This is a genomic window from Microvirga splendida, assembly GCF_016427565.1.
Classification (GTDB): Bacteria; Pseudomonadota; Alphaproteobacteria; order Rhizobiales; family Beijerinckiaceae; genus Microvirga; species Microvirga splendida.
The window spans coordinates 1-18,413 of record NZ_JAELXT010000045.1 but is presented as its reverse complement, the minus strand read 5'-3'; the positions used below and the strand labels follow the sequence as shown (position 1 = coordinate 18,413).

Below are 18,413 nucleotides of genomic sequence, written 5' to 3'. Positions count from 1 at the left end.
CGGCCATGACGTGGTGGGTGTCATCCCCGGCGGCCGCAGGCCGGGAAGGGGATCCATAGCGCGGAGGGGTAGTGTGGATTCCCTTCCCCTCCGCTGCGCTCCGGCCGGGAATGACACGGAGCGTCTTTCACCCTACGAACCGGCCTTCTTGTAGGCATCGACGATGGCCTGCCCCTCGTTGCCGGCCTTCTTCAGCCAGTCCGCGGTGAGCTGCTCGCCGACCTTCTGAAGCCCGGTCTTCAGTTCCGGGCTCGGCGGCTGCACCTTCATGCCGTTCTTGGCCAGCTGCTCGAGATACCACTTGGTCTTCTCCTGAGCCGTCTGCCAGCCGCGCTCCTCGGCCGTCTTGGCGGCCTTGAGGATGGCCTCCTGGGTGGGCTTGTCGAGGGCGTCGAACGCGGCCTTGTTGACGAAGGTCATGTTCTTCGGGATCCAGGCCTGCGTGTCGTAGAAGTGGGAGAGCGATTCCCACACCTTCGCGTCGTAGCCGGTCGCGCCGGAGGTCATGAAGGTGGTGACCACGCCGGTGGCGAGCGCCTGCGGCAGTTCAGCGGCCTGCACGGTCACGGGCTGCGCGCCGACGATCTCGGCGATGCGCGCGGTGCCCACGTTGTAGGCGCGCCACTTCACGCCCTTCAGGTCCTCGACCTTGTTGATCTCCTGCTTGGCGAAAATTCCTTGAGGCGGCCACGGCACGGCGAAGAGCAGCTTGAGGCCCTGGCTTTCGAGCTTCTTGTCGATGGCCGGGCGCTGAACGTCCCACAGCTTCTTCGACTGGTCGAAGGAGGTGGCGAGGAAAGGCACAACGTCGAGGCCGTAGAGCGGATCCTCGTTCTCGTGCAGGGACATCAGCACCTCGCCGGCCTGCGCCTGGCCGGTCTGCACCGCGCGCTTGATCTCCGGCGCCTTGAAGAGCGAGGCGTTGGGGTGAACGGTGATCTGCAGCTTGCCGCCGGTCGCGTCCGCCACGTCCTTGGAGAACTGGGTGAGGTTCTCGGTGTGGAAGTTGTCGGCCGGATAGGCGGCCGGCAGGTTCCACTTGGTCTGCGCCATGGCGGGGGCCGCCATCAGCAGCGCGCCGGCGAGGCTGAGACCCAGTCGTGTCATATGCTTCATGTGATCCTTCTCCCTCTCGTTATGTTGGATCCTATCCCGGAAAGGCAAGCCGTGGCAGCCACAGCGCGATGTCCGGAAAAGCCGTGATGATGACAACTGCTGCAACGAGCAGGAAAAAGAAGGGCAGCGCCGACCGTGCGACGGTGAAGCTGTCGCGCCCGCTCATGTTCTGCAGCACGAAGAGGTTGAAGCCGACCGGCGGGGTGATCTGCGCCATCTCCACCAGGATGATGAGGAAGACGCCGAACCAGATCAGGTCGAACCCGGCCTGCTTGATCATGGGCAGCACCACCACGGTGGTGAGCACGATCATCGAGATGCCGTCGATGAGGCAGCCGAGCAGGATATACATGACCGTGAGCGCCGCGATCAGCACATAGGGCGAGAGCTGCAGCGACTCGACCCAGGCGGCGAGCGCTGCGGGAATGCCCGTATAGGCCATGGCGGCCGTGGTGAAGGCGGCGCCCGCCAGGATCAGCATGATCGTGACGGTCAGCCGCGTGGCGCTCAACAGACTTTCGCGGAACGTCGCCCAGGTGAGCGTGCCCGACCACCAGGCGAGAATGAGGGCGCCGGTCACGCCCCAGGCGGCGCATTCGGTGGCCGTCGCCCAGCCGAAGATGAGCGCGCAGAAGATGAAGGCGATCAGCAGCAGGACCGGCATCAGCTTCGCCGAACTCCGCAGCTTGAAGCCGAAGCTCGTCCTCGGCTCGGGCGGCGGCGACTTCCTCGGGTTGAGGGCCGACCAGAGCAGGATGTAGCCGGAATAGAGCGCCATCACGAGAAGGCCCGGCAGGAAGCCGGCGAGGAAGACCTGAATCACCGAGACGTTCGCCGCGATGGCATAGACCACCATGGGAATCGACGGCGGGATCAGAAGCCCGAGGGTGCCGGAGCCGGCGAGGCTCCCGAGGCTCATCAGGTCGTCGTAGCCGCGCTTCTTCAATTCCGGCAGCGCGATCTTGCCGATGGTCGCGCAAGTGGCGGCCGACGAGCCCGACACCGCCGCGAACACGCCGCAGCCCACCACGTTCACGTGCAGCAGGCGCCCGGGCAGCCAGTTGAGCCAGGGGGCGAGGCCCAAAAACATCTGCTCGGACAGACGCGTGCGGAAGAGAATCTCGCCCATCCAGATGAAGAGCGGAAGCGCCGCGAGCGACCAGGAGGCGGAACTCGACCAGACCGTGGTGGCGAGCACCGGCCCGATCGGCACGGGCGTGACCATGACGATGGCGGCAAAGCCCACGATGAGCAGCGCGATGCCGATCCAGATGCCGAAGGCCAGGAGACCGATGAGCAAGCCTAAGAGGATGACGGCGGTGGTGACGAGGCCGAGATCTGGAAACATCGCTTAGAGCCCGCTCTCGGCTGCACGGGTGACGATCTCCTCCGGCGTTTCCGCCCGCGGCTTCTCGTAGCGCGGGGCACGCCCCTTCAGGACGTGCACGAGTTCGTCGATGAACGCGACCGCGAGGATCGTCAGGCCGATCGCGTAGCCGAGCTGGGGAAACCAGAGCGGCACCGCGACAGCGCCTTGGGACATGTCGTTGAAGCGCCAGCTGTCATAGGTCATGTGCACCGCGTACCAGGCGAAGAACCCGATCACCGCCGTACCAACGAGAAGGCACAGGATCTCGACGCCGCGCCGTGCGCCGGCAGGCAGCCGTTCGAGCACCAGCCCGATGCGGATCAGCTCGCCGGATCGGAAGGTGTGGGCGAGGCCCAGGAAAGCCATCGCGGCCATGGACCAGGCCGCGTAGTCGTCGCCCGCCGGGACGTTGATCCCGAACTCGCGCCCGAGCGAGAGGGTCATCATCAGGAGAAAAATCACGATCAGGAAAAGGCCTGCCAGATATCCGGCGAACAGATAGAGACCGTCGAGCAAGGTTCTGATCATGCGAAGCGTTCTCTCCCGGTCGTCATGCGCAGGCTGAGCTTACCGTCACGGCGGGTAAGGGCAAGGGCCTGTCTGGGATTGAATGCACAAGCTTGCACCGTTTCTGCTCGCGGATAGTGCCACCTGCCCTCTCCCGGCTCACTCCGTTCGCCACCCTCCCCTGCACTCAAGTCGGATGTTTCCGACTTGAGCACGAGGAATGTCCAGATCGGGAACACCCGATCTGGATGGGGGAGGGTCACCCGCGTTTCATCCTGCACCCGATCCCGGATCTTCGCTGCGCTTCGTCCGGCATGACGGCAAACTTTCCCCTCATGCGACCTCCCGCCCCCTCCCTGAACCCTCGCCAGCGCCCCATCTTCATGCTAGAACAAAACACGAACAATTCTGCGGAAGACCCCGAAAGATCCCATGGACGAGAAGCTTTCGAAGAAGCTGCGCATCCTGGCGGACGCGGCCAAGTACGACGCCTCCTGCTCCTCCTCCGGCGCGCCCAAGCGCAAGGCCGATGTGGGGGGCCTGGGCTCGACGGTCGGCGCCGGCATCTGCCACGCCTACACGCCGGACGGGCGCTGCGTATCGCTGCTCAAGATCCTGCTGACGAACTATTGCCTGTTCGACTGCGCCTATTGCGTGAACCGGCGCTCGTCCAACGTGAAGCGGGCGAAGTTCTCGGTCGACGAGGTGGTGACGCTCACGGTCGAGTTCTACAAGCGCAACTACATCGAGGGCCTGTTTCTCTCGTCGGGCATCATCCGCTCGCCCGATTACACCATGGAGCAGATGATCCTGGTGGCGAAGAAGCTGCGGCGCGATCACGGCTTTCGCGGCTACATCCACCTGAAGACCATTCCCGAGGCGAGCCCCTGGCTCATCGAGGAGGCGGGGTTGTGGGCCGACCGCCTGTCGATCAACCTCGAACTGCCCACCGAACGCAGCCTGGAGCAACTGGCGCCCGAGAAGGACGGTGCCTCCATCGAGACCGCCATGGCGCAGATGTTCGAGCGCATCGAGGAGGCGCGCGAGGAGCGGCGCCATTTCTCACCCGCCGGCCAGACCACGCAGATGATCGTGGGCGCGGACGAGACGACGGACGCGGATGTGTTGCGCACATCGGCCAAGCTCTACGGCCATTATGCCATGAAGCGCGTCTATTACTCCGCCTTCAGCCCGATCCCGGACTCGAGCGCGATCCTGCCCCTGAAATCGCCGCCGCTCATGCGCGAGAGCAGGCTCTATCAGGCCGATTGGCTGCTGCGCTATTACGGCTTCGACGTGGACGAGATCGCATCCTCGGCCGAGAAGGGCATGCTTGATCTCGACGTCGACCCGAAGCTCGCCTGGGCGCTCAAGAACCGCCACCGCTTCCCGGTCGACGTGAACCGGGCCGAGCGCGAGTTGCTGCTGCGCGTGCCGGGCCTCGGCGCCCGGGCCGTCGACAAGATCGTGGTGGCGCGCAAGCACACGACTCTGCGCCTGGAGGATGTCGCCCGCCTCACCTCCGGGCTCAAGCGCGCCAAGCCCTTCCTCATCACGGCCGATCATCACCCGAGAGCCAGGCTCGACAAGCTCGACCTGCGCGAGCGGCTGATCGAGAAGCCCGAGCAGCTGAGCCTGTTCGTATGAGCATGCCTGCCCTTTGTCATCCCCGGCGGTCCGCAGGACCGGGAAGGGGATCCACGACCATGCTCAGTGCGATGGATTCCCTTCCCCTCCGCTGCGCTCCGGCCGGGAATGACACCGGAGAGAATTGATGACCTTCCACCGCATCACCCTGAAAAACGGCGCGGATCTCCACGGCTTCCGCAAAGCTGTGCGCTGGCTGATCGCCGAGGAGCTGGCGCCGCAGCATGTGGTGTTCGCCATCGACGATGCACCGGGTCTCTTCGGCGACGAGACGGTCACAGACGCGCCGCCGGTGTCGATTCCGAAAGGCGTGTCGCGGCTGATCGAGCAGGTGGTCTGCCACCAAGATCCCGAGCGCTACGCCCTGCTCTATGGGCTCGTCTGGCGCGTGCTGAACGGCGAGCGCGATCTGTTGGAGGTCGCGAGCGACCCGCTGGTCCACCGCATCGACCTGATGGCCCGCTCCGTGCGGCGCGACCTGCACAAGATGCACGCCTTCGTGCGCTTCCGCCGGATGCAGGGAGAGCTTGAACGCTTCGCCGCTTGGTTCGAGCCGGAGCACTATATTCTCGAGGCGGCCGCGCCCTTCTTCGTCGACCGCTTCCGCTCCATGGACTGGACGATCCTCACGCCCATCGGCTCCGCACGCTGGGACCGGCATCAGCTCGCCTTCGGCCCGCCGGCGCAGCGCGAGGATGCTCCCGAGGAGGACAGCTTCGAGGAGGGCTGGCGCGGCTACTACGAGAGCGTGTTCAACCCGGCGCGGGTGAACCCCACGGCCATGCGGGCCGAGATGCCGAAGAAGTACTGGCGCAACATGCCCGAGACGGCCGCCATTCCCGGCCTGATCCAAACCGCCGCCCAGCGCGTTGAAAGGATGATCGAACAGGAGGCGACGATGCCTGCCAAACGCACGCCTGAACGCGCCATTGAGGCCATGTGGGATCAGGAACCGAAGACACTTGAAGAGCTCAACGCCATCATCGCCAAGGCGGGGCCGCTGGTGCCCGGCGCCACGCAGGCCGTCTTCGGCGAAGGCCCGCATCATGCGGAGATCGTGTTCGTCGGCGAACAGCCGGGCGACCAGGAAGATCTGCAAGGGCGGCCCTTCGTGGGACCGGCCGGCAAGCTTCTCGCCAAGGCCATGCGGGAAGCAGGGATCGAGCGCGAACAGGCCTATCTCACCAATGCGGTGAAGCATTTCAAGTTCGAGCAGCGCGGCCACCGGCGCATCCACGCAAAGCCCACCACAGGCGAGGTGAAGCACTACCGGCCCTGGCTGATGAAGGAGCTGGAGCTGGTCCGGCCCAAGCTCGTGGTGGCGCTCGGCGCGACAGCCGCCCTAGCGCTCTCCGGCAAGGCGACGCCGATCACCCGCTCACGCGGTCGTGCAAAGTTCGGCCCTTACGAGGGCTACATCACCGTGCATCCGAGCTATCTGCTGCGCCTGCCGGACGAGGCCACGAAGCGCGAGGCCTACGAGGCGTTCTTGGGCGACCTGCGCCGCATCCACGATCTGGCTCAGGCCAATCTGGAAACGGGCGAGTTGCCGCTGGCAGCCGAATAGGCAGAGGCTCGACCTACCCCTCTTGGGGAGTTGCCACGCCTTCCCCATGAGCAGACCCTGACCGGCGCCGGAGCCGCTTTGGTTCGGCCAAGGGAGGCGCCGGGCCGCCGGCGAAAGGGTCATGCCGCAATTCGTGATCGAGCGAAACATGCCGAACGTGGGCAATCTGTCTGCTGCGGACCTGCAGCAGGCCTCCAGAACTTCGTGCGATACCCTGCGCGAGCTGGGACCCGAGATCCAATGGGTCCACAGCTACGTTACGGACGACAAGATCTACTGCGTCTACAGGGCGCCAGATGAGGGGATGATCCGCGAGCACGCCCGGAAGGCGGGATTTCCGGCGGACAGCATCTCGCAGGTCCGCACGATGATCGACCCGACGACGGCGGATTAGGCTGGCGGCCCGTCAGCGGCGCCGGCAGAGGATCTATCCGGTGCGGTGGCTCGACACGGCGGGAGCAGGCGCCGCTTCCCGCCCGCTCGGGCCTGTAGGATCCACCGCATTGCCGCTCCTCTGCCGCTGCCGGTCGAGGTGCCGCATGATGGGTGTCACGGTGGTTCCGTGCAGCACGATGGAGATCAGCACGATCATCCCCATGGTGCCCCACAGCAGATTCGGCTCCTCGAACGAGGCGTGATTGAGCCCGTAGGCGAGGTAATAGGCCGAGCCGAGGCCGCGGATGCCGAAGAAGCTGATCACCGCCTTCTCGTCCCATTTCTGGTCGCGCCCAAGAAGGCTGATCCATCCGATCAGGGGCCGCACCAGAAAGATCGTCAGGAAGGCATAGAGGACGACCTGCCAGTTCAGGATGAGGAGGCCGCCATCCGCTAGGGCGCCGCCGAAGATGACGAGAAGCACCATCATGAGCAGTCGCTCGAGCTGCTCCACGAAGTCGTGCAGCTTCTCGTGGTATTCGTGGTTGCGTTCCATAGACCGCAGGCCGAGCGCCGCCACGAAGACGGCGAGAAAGCCGTAGCCGTGAATGATTTCGGTCAGGCCATAGGCCAGGCAGGTGATGCCCAGGGCCAGGAAGCCGTCGCCGGTGCGGGAGAGCTTGGCGCGATTGGGAAGCCGGAAGGTCAGCCATCCGAGGATCCGCCCCACGACCCAGCCCATGGCCAGTCCCGCGGCGAGCTTCCAGACCACGTCCACGCTCAGCCAGTTGACGAGCCAGGGCTCGCCGGTCTGGCTCGCAAGCGCGAGGGCGACGGCAAGATTCACGAAGGGAAAGGCCAGCCCGTCGTTGAGGCCGGCCTCTGACGTCAGGGTGAAGCGGACCTCGTCCTCCATGCCCTCCCGCGGCGGCCCGACCTGCACGTCGCTCGCCAGAACCGGATCGGTGGGGGCGAGCGAAGCCGCCAGCAGGATCGCCGTGGCGGCCCCGAGCCCGAGCAGGGTGTGACCGAGGATCGCCAGGGCCGCGATGGTGAGCGGCATGGCAATGCCGAGCAGGCGCCAGGTCAGGGCGCATGTGGCCCAGGCCAGGGGCCGGTCGAGCTTCAGCCCCGCGCCCATGAGCGCGATGATCACGATGAACTCCGTCAGCCGTTCGGTGAGCGCCAGATGCTCCTGGGGATGCGGAGCGATGCCGGGCACGTACGGAATGGAGAAGATCGCCGCCCCCAGGCCGACGCAGAAGATCGGCAGGGACAGCGGCAGCTCCTTCAGGAGCATGGGGAGCCATGCGGTCAGAAGCACAAGGGCTCCGAACCCGGTCAGGACGAGGATGTAAGCGCTCATAAGGCAGCGAACGCGGGCCAGACTCGGCAGTTCCAGCCAGCCAGGGGTTAATCCCCGTTAACCGCCCCTTAAACCGCCACATTTAGGGTGCCTCAGAGCATGAAAGGCCGGATCGTACCGGCCATCTCAGTGCGGGGTTTGAAAGACGTGGCGAACGGACGTGACCGGCGCGAGCCGGTGTTCGATGCGCCCGCTGGGCAAGCGGGGGAGCTGGATTTTCGCCTCTCGCCCGAGGATCGGGCAGGGGGAACGATGGCGCGCAGGCGAGCTTCTGGACAGGGCGGCGGCAGGCCTTCGCGGCCCAAGAAAGCCAAACGCCGCGGCGGACGCTCGCTGTTCAGCAAGCTGGTCTATGCCGGGCTCGTGCTCTGCCTGTGGGGCGTGATCGGCGTCGGCGGCATCGTGGCCTATTACGCCTCGCAGCTTCCGCCCATCGACCAGCTCGCGGTGCCCAAGCGCCCGCCGAATATCGCCATCCTGGCCAGCGACGGCTCGTTTCTCGCGAATCGCGGCGAGACGGGCGGGCGCACGGTGGTGCTCAAGGAGCTGCCGCCCTACCTGCCCAAGGCCTTCGTCGCCATCGAGGACCGGCGCTTCTACGACCATTTCGGCATCGACCCCATCGGCATCGCCCGCGCGGTCTACCGCAACCTGAGCAACAGCGGCGGCCTGCAGGGCGGCTCGACCCTGACGCAGCAGCTCGCCAAGAACCTGTTCCTGACCCAGGAGCGCACCGCCTCGCGCAAGATCCAGGAGGCCATCCTGGCGCTCTGGCTCGAGCGCAACTACTCGAAGGACCAGCTCCTCGAGCTCTATCTCAACCGGGTGTATTTCGGCGCCGGCGCCTACGGAGTCGAGGCCGCCGCCCAGCGCTATTACGGCAAGTCGGCGCGCAACGTCTCCCTCTCGGAAGCCGCGGTGCTCGCAGGCCTCGTCCAGTCTCCGTCGCGCCTTGCGCCCAACCGCTACCCGGAGCGGGCGCAGGCCCGCGCGGAGCTCGTGATCGCGGCCATGAACGACCTCGGCTTCATCACCCCGGGCATGACCAAGACGGCGCTCGGCGCACCCGCCGAGTCCGTGCGCCCGCACGGTGCCGGCTCGGCCAACTACGCGGCCGATTACGTGATGGACGTGCTCGACGATTTCGTCGGCACCGTCGAGTCCGACATCGTGGTGTCGACCACCGTGGAGCCTGCGCTGCAATCCGCGGCCGAGCGCGTGCTGGTGGAAGAGCTCAACGCCAAGGGCCAGAAATTCAACGTGAGCCAGGGCGCCGTCGTGGCCATGCAGCCGGACGGGGCCGTGAAGGCCCTGGTCGGCGGCCGCAATTACGAGACGAGCCAGTTCAACCGGGCCATCGCGGCCCGCCGGCAGCCCGGCTCATCCTTCAAACCCTTCGTCTATCTCGCCGCCATGGAGCGGGGCTACACGCCCGACATGGTGATGGAGGACGCCCCCGTGGCCTACAAGGGCTGGGCGCCCAAGAACTACGACCGCAAATATCGTGGGCCGGTCACGATCCGCGATGCGCTGGCGCTCTCGCTCAACACCATCGCGGTCAAGCTCAACATGGAGGTCGGGCCCAAGGCCGTGGCGCAGACCGCGCAGCGCCTCGGCGTCGCCTCGCCGCTCCAGGCCAACGGCTCGCTGGCGCTGGGCACGTCCGAGGTGACCCCGCTCGAACTGGTCAGCGCCTACGCGGCCTTCGCCAATGGCGGCATCGGCGTCACGCCTTACGTGATCACCCAGGTGAAGACCGCCGACGGCAAGCTCATCTACAAGCGCCCGGGCTCGGGCGGCCTCGGGCGCGTCATCGATCCCGGAATCGTCGCGATGATGAACGACATGATGCACAACACCTTCGTCATCGGCACCGCCCAGAAGGCGCAGATTCCCGGCTGGACCCTCGCGGGCAAGACCGGAACCACCGACGACTACAAGGATGCCTGGTTCGTGGGCTTCTCCGGCAATCTCGTGGCCGGCGTCTGGCTCGGCAACGACGACGGCGCGCTCACCAAGCGCGTGACCGGCGGCAACCTGCCGACGGAAGTCTGGCACAACTTCATGACGGTTGCCCTCAAGGACCAGCAGCCCGTGCCGCTGCCCGGCCTCGAGCGCATGCGCACCCCGTCGGACGTTCCCGTCGCCGGCGCCGGTGGCGCGCCGCGCTACGCCAATGCGGGCACCGAAAGCAGCTGGGTTCAGCCCGCGCCCCAGCGGCGCGCCAGCCGCGAAAAGAACTTCTTCGAGAAGCTGTTCGGGCTTTGAGGCGCCAGGTCTCCAATTCTCCACATTGTCATTCCGGGCTCCGCTGCGGCGCCCCAGAATGACAACGGATCGGTTCAGACAAATTCGCAGACCATTACCCCGCACGTAATCGCCAGCCCTCTCCCCACACGGCATGCTCCCTTCATCGAAAGAAGGAGCCTGTCATGCCTGCCTATGCCGTCGGTCACCTGCACGATGTGAATGTCGGTCCCGACATCGTCGAATATCTCAACCGCATCGACGCGACGCTCGAACCCTTCGGCGGCCGCTTCATCGTCCATGGCGGCCCCGTGGATGTGCTGGAAGGCTCCTGGTCGGGCGACCTGATCGTGATCGCTTTTCCGGACAAGGCGAGCGCCCACGCGTGGTACGCCTCTCCGGCCTATCGGCGGATCCTGCCTCTGCGCACCCGGAATTCACGAGGCGACGTCTTCCTCATCGATGGCGTCACGGACGACCACAAGGCCACCGACGTGCTCGCCGGCCTGCCGACGGTTTAGGCGGCCTTGCTCCGCGCCCGGCCCGTTGCCAGAAAGAGGCCGAGCGCCAGCACGCCCGTGGTGGCGATGGTGGCGGGAAGCGGGATCGCCGAAGCGTCGAGATTGCGCCCGAGCAGGATTCCCACGACGGCAGCAAAAGTCATCTGGCAGATGCCGAGCAGCGACGAGGCCGCACCGGCACGCTCCGGGAAGGGCATCAGCGCCGAGGCCATGGATTGCGGCATGGTGAGCCCGACCCCGATGCCGTAGATCGCCATCGGGGCGCTGATGCTGAGCGACGAGGGCACGCCGGAGAGCACCAGGGCCAGCATGGCGGCGCCGCCGATGGCAAGGCACGTGACGCCGAGTTGGATCGTGCCGTCGAGGCCGCGCCGGCCCACGAGATGCTGCGCGAGGTACGTTCCGCCGATGAAGCCCATCACCACGAAGGTGAAGGAGAAAGCGTAGGACAACTCGTCGAGGCCGTAGATCTGCTGCAGCACGAAAGACGAGCCGGAGATGAAGGCGAAGAGCCCGCCATAGGTGAGCATGGAGAGGCCCACATAGGTGCGGTAGCCCGGATGGCCGAGCAGCACGTGGAAGCCGCGCAGGATCGCCCCGAAGGAGACGGGCACGTCCGATTTCTTCCGAATGCTCTCGGGCATGCGCAGGCTGATGACGGCCGCCATGGCGATGCCGAACAGGATCATGACCGCGAAGGTCACACGCCACCCGGAGACGCGCTCGATCACGCCGCCGAGGATCGGGGCGGCCGCCGGCACCACGCCCATGATCGTGCCCATGCGCGATAATTCCCGCCCGGCCCGCGGCCCCTCGTAGAAGTCGCGCACGATGGCGCGCCCGAGCACGATGGGTCCTGATGCGCCCAGCGCCTGAAGGAAGCGCGCGCCGATCAGGGTCTCGATGTTGGGCGCGAAGGCGCAGATCAGGCTCGCCAGGGTGAAGAGCCCGAGCCCGAAGAGCAGCACGGGCTTCCTCCCGATCCGGTCGGAGATCGGCCCGTAGAAGAACTGGCCGGCCGCAAAGCCGAGAAGGAAGGCCGACAGCGTGAGCTGCGTCTGGCCGGTGGTCGCTCCGAGCCCCGACGCGATGGCCGGCAGCGACGGCAGGTACATGTCCGTCGAGAGGGGCCCGAGCGCGGTGAGCAGCGCCAGGACGACGGTGAGGGCGAGCGTGTCGGGCTTGAGCATTTCTTTGGGACAGCAGCGATGGTGACAGGTGGGACTAAGCCGAAACGACGGGTGTGTCACCTTCAGAAATAGCTGCTCGCGTCATCCCCTCTCCCGTGCGGGAGAGGGAGAACCCTTCACCCGATCCGGTGCAGGGCGCTGCCGTAGGTCTTGAGCCAGGCTTCCGCCTCGTCGGTGCGCGGGCAGAGCTGGTGCGTGATCTTCCAGAAGCGGTGCGAGTGGTTGAGCTCGCGCAGGTGCGCGACCTCGTGGGCGGCGAGGTAATCGAGCACGAAGGGCGGGGCCATGATCAGGCGCCAGGAGAAGTTGAGCGCCCCGTTGGCCGAGCAGGAGCCCCAGCGGCTCTTGGTGTCGCGCACGGTGATGCGCTTGGCCGAGACGCCAAGCTGGGCCGTATGCTTCCTCACTGCGGCGGCAAAATCCTTCCTGGCCTCCGCCTCGAGGAAGTCCCGCACCCGGCGGGCCACATGGGAGGCCTCTCCGGCCACGGCGATGATCGGCTCGCCCGCGCTGCCGCGGCCGGCCTGGGTCACACCGCGGATCGAGGACCAGTGGACGATCCGGTGGAGGACGCCGCGAACGGGCACCACCGCGCCCGGCTCGAAGATCACCCGCTCCGGCACCTTGGCAAGCCGGGTGGCGATCCACTGGCTGTGGCTGTCGGCGAATTTCTGGGCCAGCCCCACGTCGGTGCGCTCGGGGATCGACAGCACGACCTCGCCGGTCGCGTTGGAGACACGCAGGGTGATCCGCTTGGCCGTGGGACGGCGCTTGAGGGCCACCTTGAAGGCTTGGCCCTCGTGCAGAACCTTGAGATGTGGCGGGTCCGCAGGGACGCGGCGAAACAGGGCGGATTTCATGTCCGCAATCTGCCCTGTCACGCCGATTCTGTCAGCGCAGCCGTTTGCCGCTCCTAAGAACGTATCAAGAACAGGCTCAGGCTCTTGACGCCTTTGTCCGGGCTGGTTCTCGATCGTGAGTCTCAATGAATTCAGCGATTCGAGGAGCGATCTGAGACCGGAACCGAGAACCGTTGAAGACGCCATAGTGACCGACCTTGGCCTGCAGATGATAGAGCTTCTTGTCGGAGGACAGGTTGGGGGTCAACTCGAGGGCGGCGAGGGTCTGGCCCACGCCCGAAATGTCGTCCCGCTCGCCTTCGACCGCCATGATGGCGCAGCGGCGGATGGACATGAGGTCCACCGGCTGGTCCCGGTGCATCATCTCGCCCTTGGGCAGTTCGTGGTTCACGAACACCTTCTCGACGGTCTGGAGGTAGAACTCCGCGGTCAGGTCCATGACGGCGAGATACTCGTCATAGAACTCCCGGTGCTTCTCGGCGGAATCGCCGTCGCCCTCCACCAGGTGGTTGAACATGTCCCAATGGGCGGTCAGGTGCCGGTCGATGTTCATGGCCATGAAGCCGGAGAGCTGCTGGAAACCCGGATAGACATCGCGCCAGAAGCCCGGATGGGACGGCGGCACCTTGGTGATGCAGTGGCGCTCGAACCATTCGATGCCGCGCTCCTCGGCCAGCCTGTTCACGGCCGTGGGGGAGCGGCGGGTGTCGATGGGGCCGCCCATGAGGGTCATGGAGCGGGGAATGCAGGGGTCGTTCTCGGCCTCGAGGCGGGCCACCGCAGCGATCACCGGAACCGCCGGCTGGCACACGGCCATCAGGTGCAGGTCCGGGCCGAAGGCGCGGCACAGGTCTTTGACGTAGTCGATGTAGTCGTCGAGATCAAAGCGCCCTTCGGCCAGCGGCACCATGCGGGCATCGGTCCAGTCGGTGATCATCACCTGATGGGTCGGCAGGAAGGTCTCCACCGTGCCGCGCAGGAGCGTGGCGTAGTGGCCGGACATGGGCGCCACGATCAGGAGCTTGGGCTGGCTCTTGGCTTCGGGGTGGTCCCGCACGAAGGAGATGATTCGGCAGAAGGGGCGTTCCCAGACGATTCGCTCCGTCACCGCCACCTCCTCGCCGTCGATCACGGTGGTGGGCAGGCCGAAGGCGGGCTTGCCGTAGCGGCGGGTGGTGCGTTCGAACAACTCGCAGGCGGCGGAAACGGTGCGGCCGTAAGGGGTGTTGGTGAGCGGATTGCCAGGATTATCAAAGAAATGCTTCGTCAAATCGGAGGCTGCGCGGGCGGGGCTCAAAAGCCAGTGCGCGGTATCGTACCAAACATAAGAAAAATTCATCTAACAGTCCCCAACGGCCGGGCGCCTGGTTCTCGCACAATGCAGTAGGCTTTATCCTCAACCGTAATTTTAAGATTAAAGTTCCTTGAGCCTATTGCAACAAACTTGTCGGTCCACTGCAAAAAGGGGCACCATACTTTGGTTCCGGAGCATTGCCCGGAGGTTGCGGGGCGAGGCGGAAATCGAGAAATAGGAAAATAGGCTGAAACCGGCTGCTTGGCGAACCGGGGGACGGCCCTATTCTGTTCGGGGATGTCCCGGATCGAACCGAAGACCCTGACCCACCACGCCCGGCACCTGCGCCTCGACACCCTGGTCCGCCTCCGGTGGCTGGCCGTCGCGGGGCAGTCCGCGGCGGTGATCGGGGTGCGCTTCGGCCTCGGCTTCCCCCTGCCCTTCGCCCTGTGCCTCCTGGTGATCTTCGCCTCGGTCTGGGTCAACCTGCTGCTGCGCATCCAGTATCCGGCAAGCCACCGGCTCAGCGACAACGTCGCCACGGCGCTCCTCGCCTTCGACATCCTGCAGCTCGCAGGCCTTCTCTACCTGACCGGCGGGCTCGAAAATCCCTTCGCCATGCTGTTCCTGGCGCCCGTGCTCATCTCAGCCACGGCGCTCACGCCGGAGCGGACCCTGGGGCTCGGGCTCCTGGCTGTGGGCTGCGCGACCTTTCTCGTGCTGGCCCATCGGCCCCTGCCCTGGTTTCCCGGGCAGACCTTCTCGCTGCCCTTCCTCTATGTGACGGGGATCTGGACCGCGATCCTGCTCGGCACGGCCTTTACCGGCATCTATGCCTGGCGGGTGGCCGAGGAGGCCCGCCAGCTCGCCCAGGCGCTCGCCGCCACCGAGCTGGTGCTGGCCCGCGAGCAGCACCTGTCCCAGCTCGACGGTCTGGCGGCGGCGGCCGCCCACGAGCTCGGCACGCCGCTCGCCACCATCGCGCTGGTCACCAAAGAGCTTGGCCATGCCCTGCCCAAGGACGGCCCGGTGGGCGAGGACCTGAGGCTCCTGCAGGAGCAGGTGGAGCGCTGCCGCACGATCCTCACGAAGCTCACCTCCATGGACGAGGAAGACGGGGGAGAATTTCTGGAGACCGTTTCGCTCAGCCACCTGGTGGAGGACATCGTCGAGCCCCAGCGGGCGGTGGGCTTCGACGTGAAGGTGATCACCAAGGGCGACGGCCCGGAACCCATGGGCCGCCGCAACCCGGGGGTAATCTACGGCCTCTCCAACATCCTCGACAACGCCACGGACTTTGCCGAGAGCCAGGTGACGATCGAGGCCTGCTGGTCTCCTCACGAGGTTTTCATCGAGATCCGGGATGACGGCCCCGGTTACGCGCCCGATATCCTGCTCAGGGTCGGCGAGCCCTACGTCACGACGCGCAGCGCCGCCGAGCGGACGGAGGACAGCGAGGAGGGCGGAGGACTGGGTCTCGGCCTGTTCATCGCCAAGACCTTGGTGGAGCGGTCGGGGGCCGAACTGACCCTCACGAACGCCGCCCCGCCGGCTTCGGGCGCCATCGCGCGGATCGTTTGGCCGCGTCAGGCGTTTGAACGAGGTGCGGCAATTTCGCCGCAGGGAGGTTCGGTGGAGCCTCTCAAAGATTAGGGGATCAATTCCCATATGAGAGGGGAGCCGATCAGGCTCGCTTCAAGAGGGGAAAATCCTTAAGATGCAAGGAGATGTTCTGATGGCCGATGCGCCTGCCGCATTCGAAGATCGCGCCGACAAGAGTCTCTTGATCGTCGACGACGACCGGCCGTTCTCGACCCGTCTGGCGCGCGCCATGGAAGGCCGCGGCTATCAGGTTCGCGTGGCCGAAAGCGTGGCGGACGGCATTGCAGCCATCGAAAACGAACCGCCGGCCTTCGCGGTGATCGACATGCGCCTCGGCGACGGCAATGGCCTCGACGTGATCGAGCGCCTGAAGAACCGCCGCCCCGACGCCCGCGGCGTCATCCTCACCGGCTACGGCAACATCGCCACCGCCGTGACGGCGGTGAAGATGGGTGCGTTCGACTACCTCGCGAAGCCCGCCGACGCGGACGAGATCCACGCCGCTCTCATGGCCCAGCCGGGCGAGCGGGCGCTTCCGCCGGAAAATCCCATGTCGGCCGACCGGGTGCGTTGGGAGCACATTCAGCGGGTCTACGAGCTGTGCGGCCGCAACGTCTCGGAGACGGCCCGGCGTCTCAACATGCACCGCCGGACCCTGCAGCGCATCCTCGCCAAGCGCGCGCCGCGCTAATCTCGACAGCTCCGATCAGCGGGAGAAAGCGGGACTTCGCATGCCCGCCTGCGGAAGTGCGACGGCGCGGTGCCGCAGCCAGAGCAAGGCTAACCCGAAGACCGGCAGCAGAATGTCCGTGTAGAAGATGGCTCCCGCATTGCCGGGCGCGTAGTTGTGTGCCTCCACCATCTGCACCACGTGCCCGGCCGCGGCACCCCACAGGAAGCATGCCGGGCCAACAAGCGCGGCGAGGCGCATACCCTCGCTGCCCTTGAAGGCCAGGAACCCTACGACGGAAAAGCCGAGGCTCGCGAACCCGACTTCCTTCTGGAACGGGCTGGTCTGCCATCCGATGAATGAGGCGGCCACGTCGGAAAAGAAGACGTGCATGACGAAGTTGTAGAGGAAGCTGACCCCGAGCGAGAAGAACAGGAACCAGGACAGCAGGGCCTCAAGGACGGTGGCGCCGCCCCAGGGGCGCGGGCGGCGCAACAAGGCGACAAGCGATGCCAAGAGCCCGGCCACGAAAAGCGTCAGCGTGAAGTTGCTGAACAGAAACCTGATGGCCTGCTCCATGGTCGCCTCGCTGCAATCCGTCTGGCCTAGGAATTAGGGCGAAGCATGGCCTGAAGTAAATCCCCCTTGCACTCTCGTTCCGGGTCGGCTCGCGAGACACAAGCCGGAATGACGGTGCAAGCGATCAAAGCCGTCCGTCCGCGATCCTGTCCGGATCGGCCAGCGCGTGCAGCAGGGATGCGGCCGCGTGCGCGAAGCGCAGGGTCACGGCCTTGCGGCGCGCGCCGGCCAGCGGGTGGTGCGAGGCCTCGCGCAGGATCGCCGCCCCGAAGCTGTCGGCGATGATCAGACCGCGATCCTCCGGCAGGATGTCGAAGGGCACGGTTTCCGGCACGGCGAAGTAGAACCGGTCGCAGAAATCCTCGTAGTCGGGCCATTTCCGGTCGGCGCGGAAATCGGCCACGCTCGATTTGATCTCGACGATGGTGAGCGCCCCGTCGGGCGCGAGCGCGATGAGGTCGGCGCGGCGGCCATTGGCGAGGGTGAATTCCGGCAGGCTGACGTGGCCCAGTTGCGAGAACAGGCGGCGCACCCCGCGCTGAACCCCGGCCGCCACGGGCGACTGGCGCCCGTCGGCGGGCAGGACGATGGGACGGGAAAGGGCTGCAGGCGAATCGGACATGGATCCAGGGTAGCCGCTCGTCGGCGTCCCGCAACGGCTGCGTTGTCGCGTTTTCTGCCTCCCCGGCCCCCTCGGAAACGTGAACCGGGCGCCGGAACGGCGCAGATAACCCCGCGTTGCCACACGGTCTTCGGCCCTCCCCACATAATCCCTATGCTTTCCAGGTTCTCCATGGCACTTCCCGTTCAGGCCCGCGACGAAGCGGCTCTGCAGGCTTCCATCGACGCGGCTCTCGATTCGCGTCCCGACGGCGAAGGCGGCGTCTGGCTCTTCGTCTACGGGATTCTCGCGGCCGATCCTCCCTTCGCCTGCGATGAACGCGCCAGGGCGAGGCTGCCCGGGTTCCGGCGTTCGTTCTGCCTCCGCGACAGCTTCAACCGGGGCACGGCCCAGGCTCCCGGCCTGGTGCTCGGGCTGGAGCCGGCGGACGGTTGCGACGGGCTCGCCTACCGGATCGCCGAGACGAATCTGCGCGAGGGCCTGAGCGCCGTCTGGCGTCAGGAGATGCGCTTTCCCTGCTACGAGCCGATCTGGCGCGAGGCCGCGCTCCCGCAGGGCCGCCGCACGATCCTGACATTCGACACGAACCGGGCCGGGCCCTTCTACCGTCCCGAGACCGATGCCGCGCAGACAGCCGGCATCATCGCCACGCGCTCAGGGCCGGCGGGCACCAACCGGGCCTATCTGGACGAAACCGTCCGGGCCTTCCGCGATGCCGGCGTCGTCGATCCCTACCTGGAGAGCTTGCAGACGCGAATGGACATGGTCGGGCAAAGGGCAGCGGCGAACCTTTGAGTCCTGGCTCTAAGTACAACGTCGGAAGTTGTGTGGTATGCTGGGGTGTGGGAGCCGGGAGGCCGCCATGCACCGCATTTGCCTGG

The 18,413-nt window shown here is 66.2% G+C and carries 17 protein-coding genes; 8 read left to right on the top strand and 9 right to left on the bottom strand.

Annotated elements, in window-relative coordinates; all coding sequences use genetic code 11:
* Nucleotides 1-132 precede the first annotated feature (132 nt).
* Genes JAO75_RS23140 through JAO75_RS23130 form a run of 3 tightly spaced genes read right to left on the bottom strand, consistent with a single transcriptional unit; the run spans nucleotide 133 to nucleotide 3,013 of the window.
* Nucleotides 133-1,116 (bottom strand): TRAP transporter substrate-binding protein, encoded by a 984-nt coding sequence (locus tag JAO75_RS23140; RefSeq protein ID WP_199051572.1) that lies wholly within the window; start codon nucleotides 1,114-1,116, stop codon nucleotides 133-135.
* A 31-nt stretch (nucleotides 1,117-1,147) separates the two neighbouring features.
* On the bottom strand, nucleotides 1,148-2,464 hold the full coding sequence (locus JAO75_RS23135) for a TRAP transporter large permease (protein WP_199051571.1): 1,317 nt from the start codon (nucleotides 2,462-2,464) through the stop codon (nucleotides 1,148-1,150).
* 3 nt (nucleotides 2,465-2,467) lie between these two features.
* A complete protein-coding gene (locus JAO75_RS23130; RefSeq protein WP_199051570.1) occupies nucleotides 2,468-3,013 on the bottom strand; it encodes a TRAP transporter small permease in 546 nt (181 codons plus the stop codon).
* Between the two features lie 411 nt (nucleotides 3,014-3,424).
* Here JAO75_RS23130 and JAO75_RS23125 point away from each other — a divergent pair, with 411 nt between their 5' ends.
* The 3 genes from JAO75_RS23125 (at nucleotide 3,425) to JAO75_RS23115 (ending at nucleotide 6,600) form a co-directional block, all read left to right on the top strand.
* Nucleotides 3,425-4,639 (top strand): putative DNA modification/repair radical SAM protein, encoded by a 1,215-nt coding sequence (locus tag JAO75_RS23125; protein ID WP_199051569.1) that lies wholly within the window; start codon nucleotides 3,425-3,427, stop codon nucleotides 4,637-4,639.
* 127 nt (nucleotides 4,640-4,766) lie between these two features.
* On the top strand, nucleotides 4,767-6,206 hold the full coding sequence (locus JAO75_RS23120) for a UdgX family uracil-DNA binding protein (RefSeq protein WP_199051568.1): 1,440 nt from the start codon (nucleotides 4,767-4,769) through the stop codon (nucleotides 6,204-6,206).
* A gap of 121 nt (nucleotides 6,207-6,327) precedes the next feature.
* The gene (locus JAO75_RS23115) at nucleotides 6,328-6,600 is read left to right on the top strand and encodes a DUF4242 domain-containing protein (protein WP_199051567.1); all 273 of its coding nucleotides are present in this window, start codon (nucleotides 6,328-6,330) and stop codon (nucleotides 6,598-6,600) included.
* A gap of 33 nt (nucleotides 6,601-6,633) precedes the next feature.
* On the opposite strand, the gene JAO75_RS23110 is transcribed toward JAO75_RS23115, so the two are convergent.
* Entirely contained in the window at nucleotides 6,634-7,947 is a 1,314-nt protein-coding gene (locus tag JAO75_RS23110) for a cation:proton antiporter (protein ID WP_199051566.1), read from the bottom strand.
* A gap of 147 nt (nucleotides 7,948-8,094) precedes the next feature.
* Here JAO75_RS23110 and JAO75_RS23105 point away from each other — a divergent pair, with 147 nt between their 5' ends.
* Complete coding sequence (locus JAO75_RS23105; protein WP_343234682.1) at nucleotides 8,095-10,215, top strand: transglycosylase domain-containing protein; 2,121 nt, start codon at nucleotides 8,095-8,097, stop codon at nucleotides 10,213-10,215.
* A 164-nt stretch (nucleotides 10,216-10,379) separates the two neighbouring features.
* A complete protein-coding gene (locus tag JAO75_RS23100; protein WP_199051564.1) occupies nucleotides 10,380-10,715 on the top strand; it encodes a DUF1330 domain-containing protein in 336 nt (111 codons plus the stop codon).
* On the opposite strand, the gene JAO75_RS23095 is transcribed toward JAO75_RS23100, so the two are convergent.
* From JAO75_RS23095 to JAO75_RS23085, 3 genes are all read right to left on the bottom strand, one after another.
* Complete coding sequence (locus tag JAO75_RS23095) at nucleotides 10,712-11,905, bottom strand: multidrug effflux MFS transporter (protein ID WP_199051563.1); 1,194 nt, start codon at nucleotides 11,903-11,905, stop codon at nucleotides 10,712-10,714. The genes JAO75_RS23100 and JAO75_RS23095 overlap by 4 nt on opposite strands.
* Before the next feature lie 116 nt (nucleotides 11,906-12,021).
* The gene (locus tag JAO75_RS23090) at nucleotides 12,022-12,765 is read right to left on the bottom strand and encodes a M48 family metallopeptidase (protein ID WP_199051562.1); all 744 of its coding nucleotides are present in this window, start codon (nucleotides 12,763-12,765) and stop codon (nucleotides 12,022-12,024) included.
* A 76-nt stretch (nucleotides 12,766-12,841) separates the two neighbouring features.
* Entirely contained in the window at nucleotides 12,842-14,104 is a 1,263-nt protein-coding gene (locus tag JAO75_RS23085) for a polyhydroxyalkanoate depolymerase (protein WP_199051561.1), read from the bottom strand.
* A 252-nt stretch (nucleotides 14,105-14,356) separates the two neighbouring features.
* Between JAO75_RS23085 and JAO75_RS23080 the strand changes: the two genes are divergently transcribed.
* Together JAO75_RS23080 and JAO75_RS23075 are read left to right on the top strand one after the other, a co-directional pair.
* The gene (locus JAO75_RS23080) at nucleotides 14,357-15,712 is read left to right on the top strand and encodes an ActS/PrrB/RegB family redox-sensitive histidine kinase (RefSeq protein ID WP_199051560.1); all 1,356 of its coding nucleotides are present in this window, start codon (nucleotides 14,357-14,359) and stop codon (nucleotides 15,710-15,712) included.
* A gap of 82 nt (nucleotides 15,713-15,794) precedes the next feature.
* Nucleotides 15,795-16,352, top strand: coding sequence for an ActR/PrrA/RegA family redox response regulator transcription factor (locus tag JAO75_RS23075; protein WP_199051559.1), 558 nt, complete (start codon nucleotides 15,795-15,797; stop codon nucleotides 16,350-16,352).
* A gap of 15 nt (nucleotides 16,353-16,367) precedes the next feature.
* Here the strand turns inward: JAO75_RS23075 and JAO75_RS23070 are convergent, their stop codons facing one another.
* Nucleotides 16,368-16,910 carry a DUF6790 family protein gene (locus JAO75_RS23070; protein WP_199051558.1) on the bottom strand — a complete coding sequence of 181 codons (543 nt, stop codon included), beginning with the start codon at nucleotides 16,908-16,910 and terminating at the stop codon, nucleotides 16,368-16,370.
* Nucleotides 16,911-17,034: 124 nt separating this feature from the next.
* Nucleotides 17,035-17,532 (bottom strand): MmcB family DNA repair protein, encoded by a 498-nt coding sequence (locus JAO75_RS23065; protein WP_199051557.1) that lies wholly within the window; start codon nucleotides 17,530-17,532, stop codon nucleotides 17,035-17,037.
* 171 nt (nucleotides 17,533-17,703) lie between these two features.
* Between JAO75_RS23065 and JAO75_RS23060 the strand changes: the two genes are divergently transcribed.
* Nucleotides 17,704-18,327, top strand: a complete 624-nt coding sequence (locus tag JAO75_RS23060; RefSeq protein ID WP_199051556.1) for a gamma-glutamylcyclotransferase — start codon at nucleotides 17,704-17,706, stop codon at nucleotides 18,325-18,327.
* Nucleotides 18,328-18,413 lie beyond the last annotated feature (86 nt).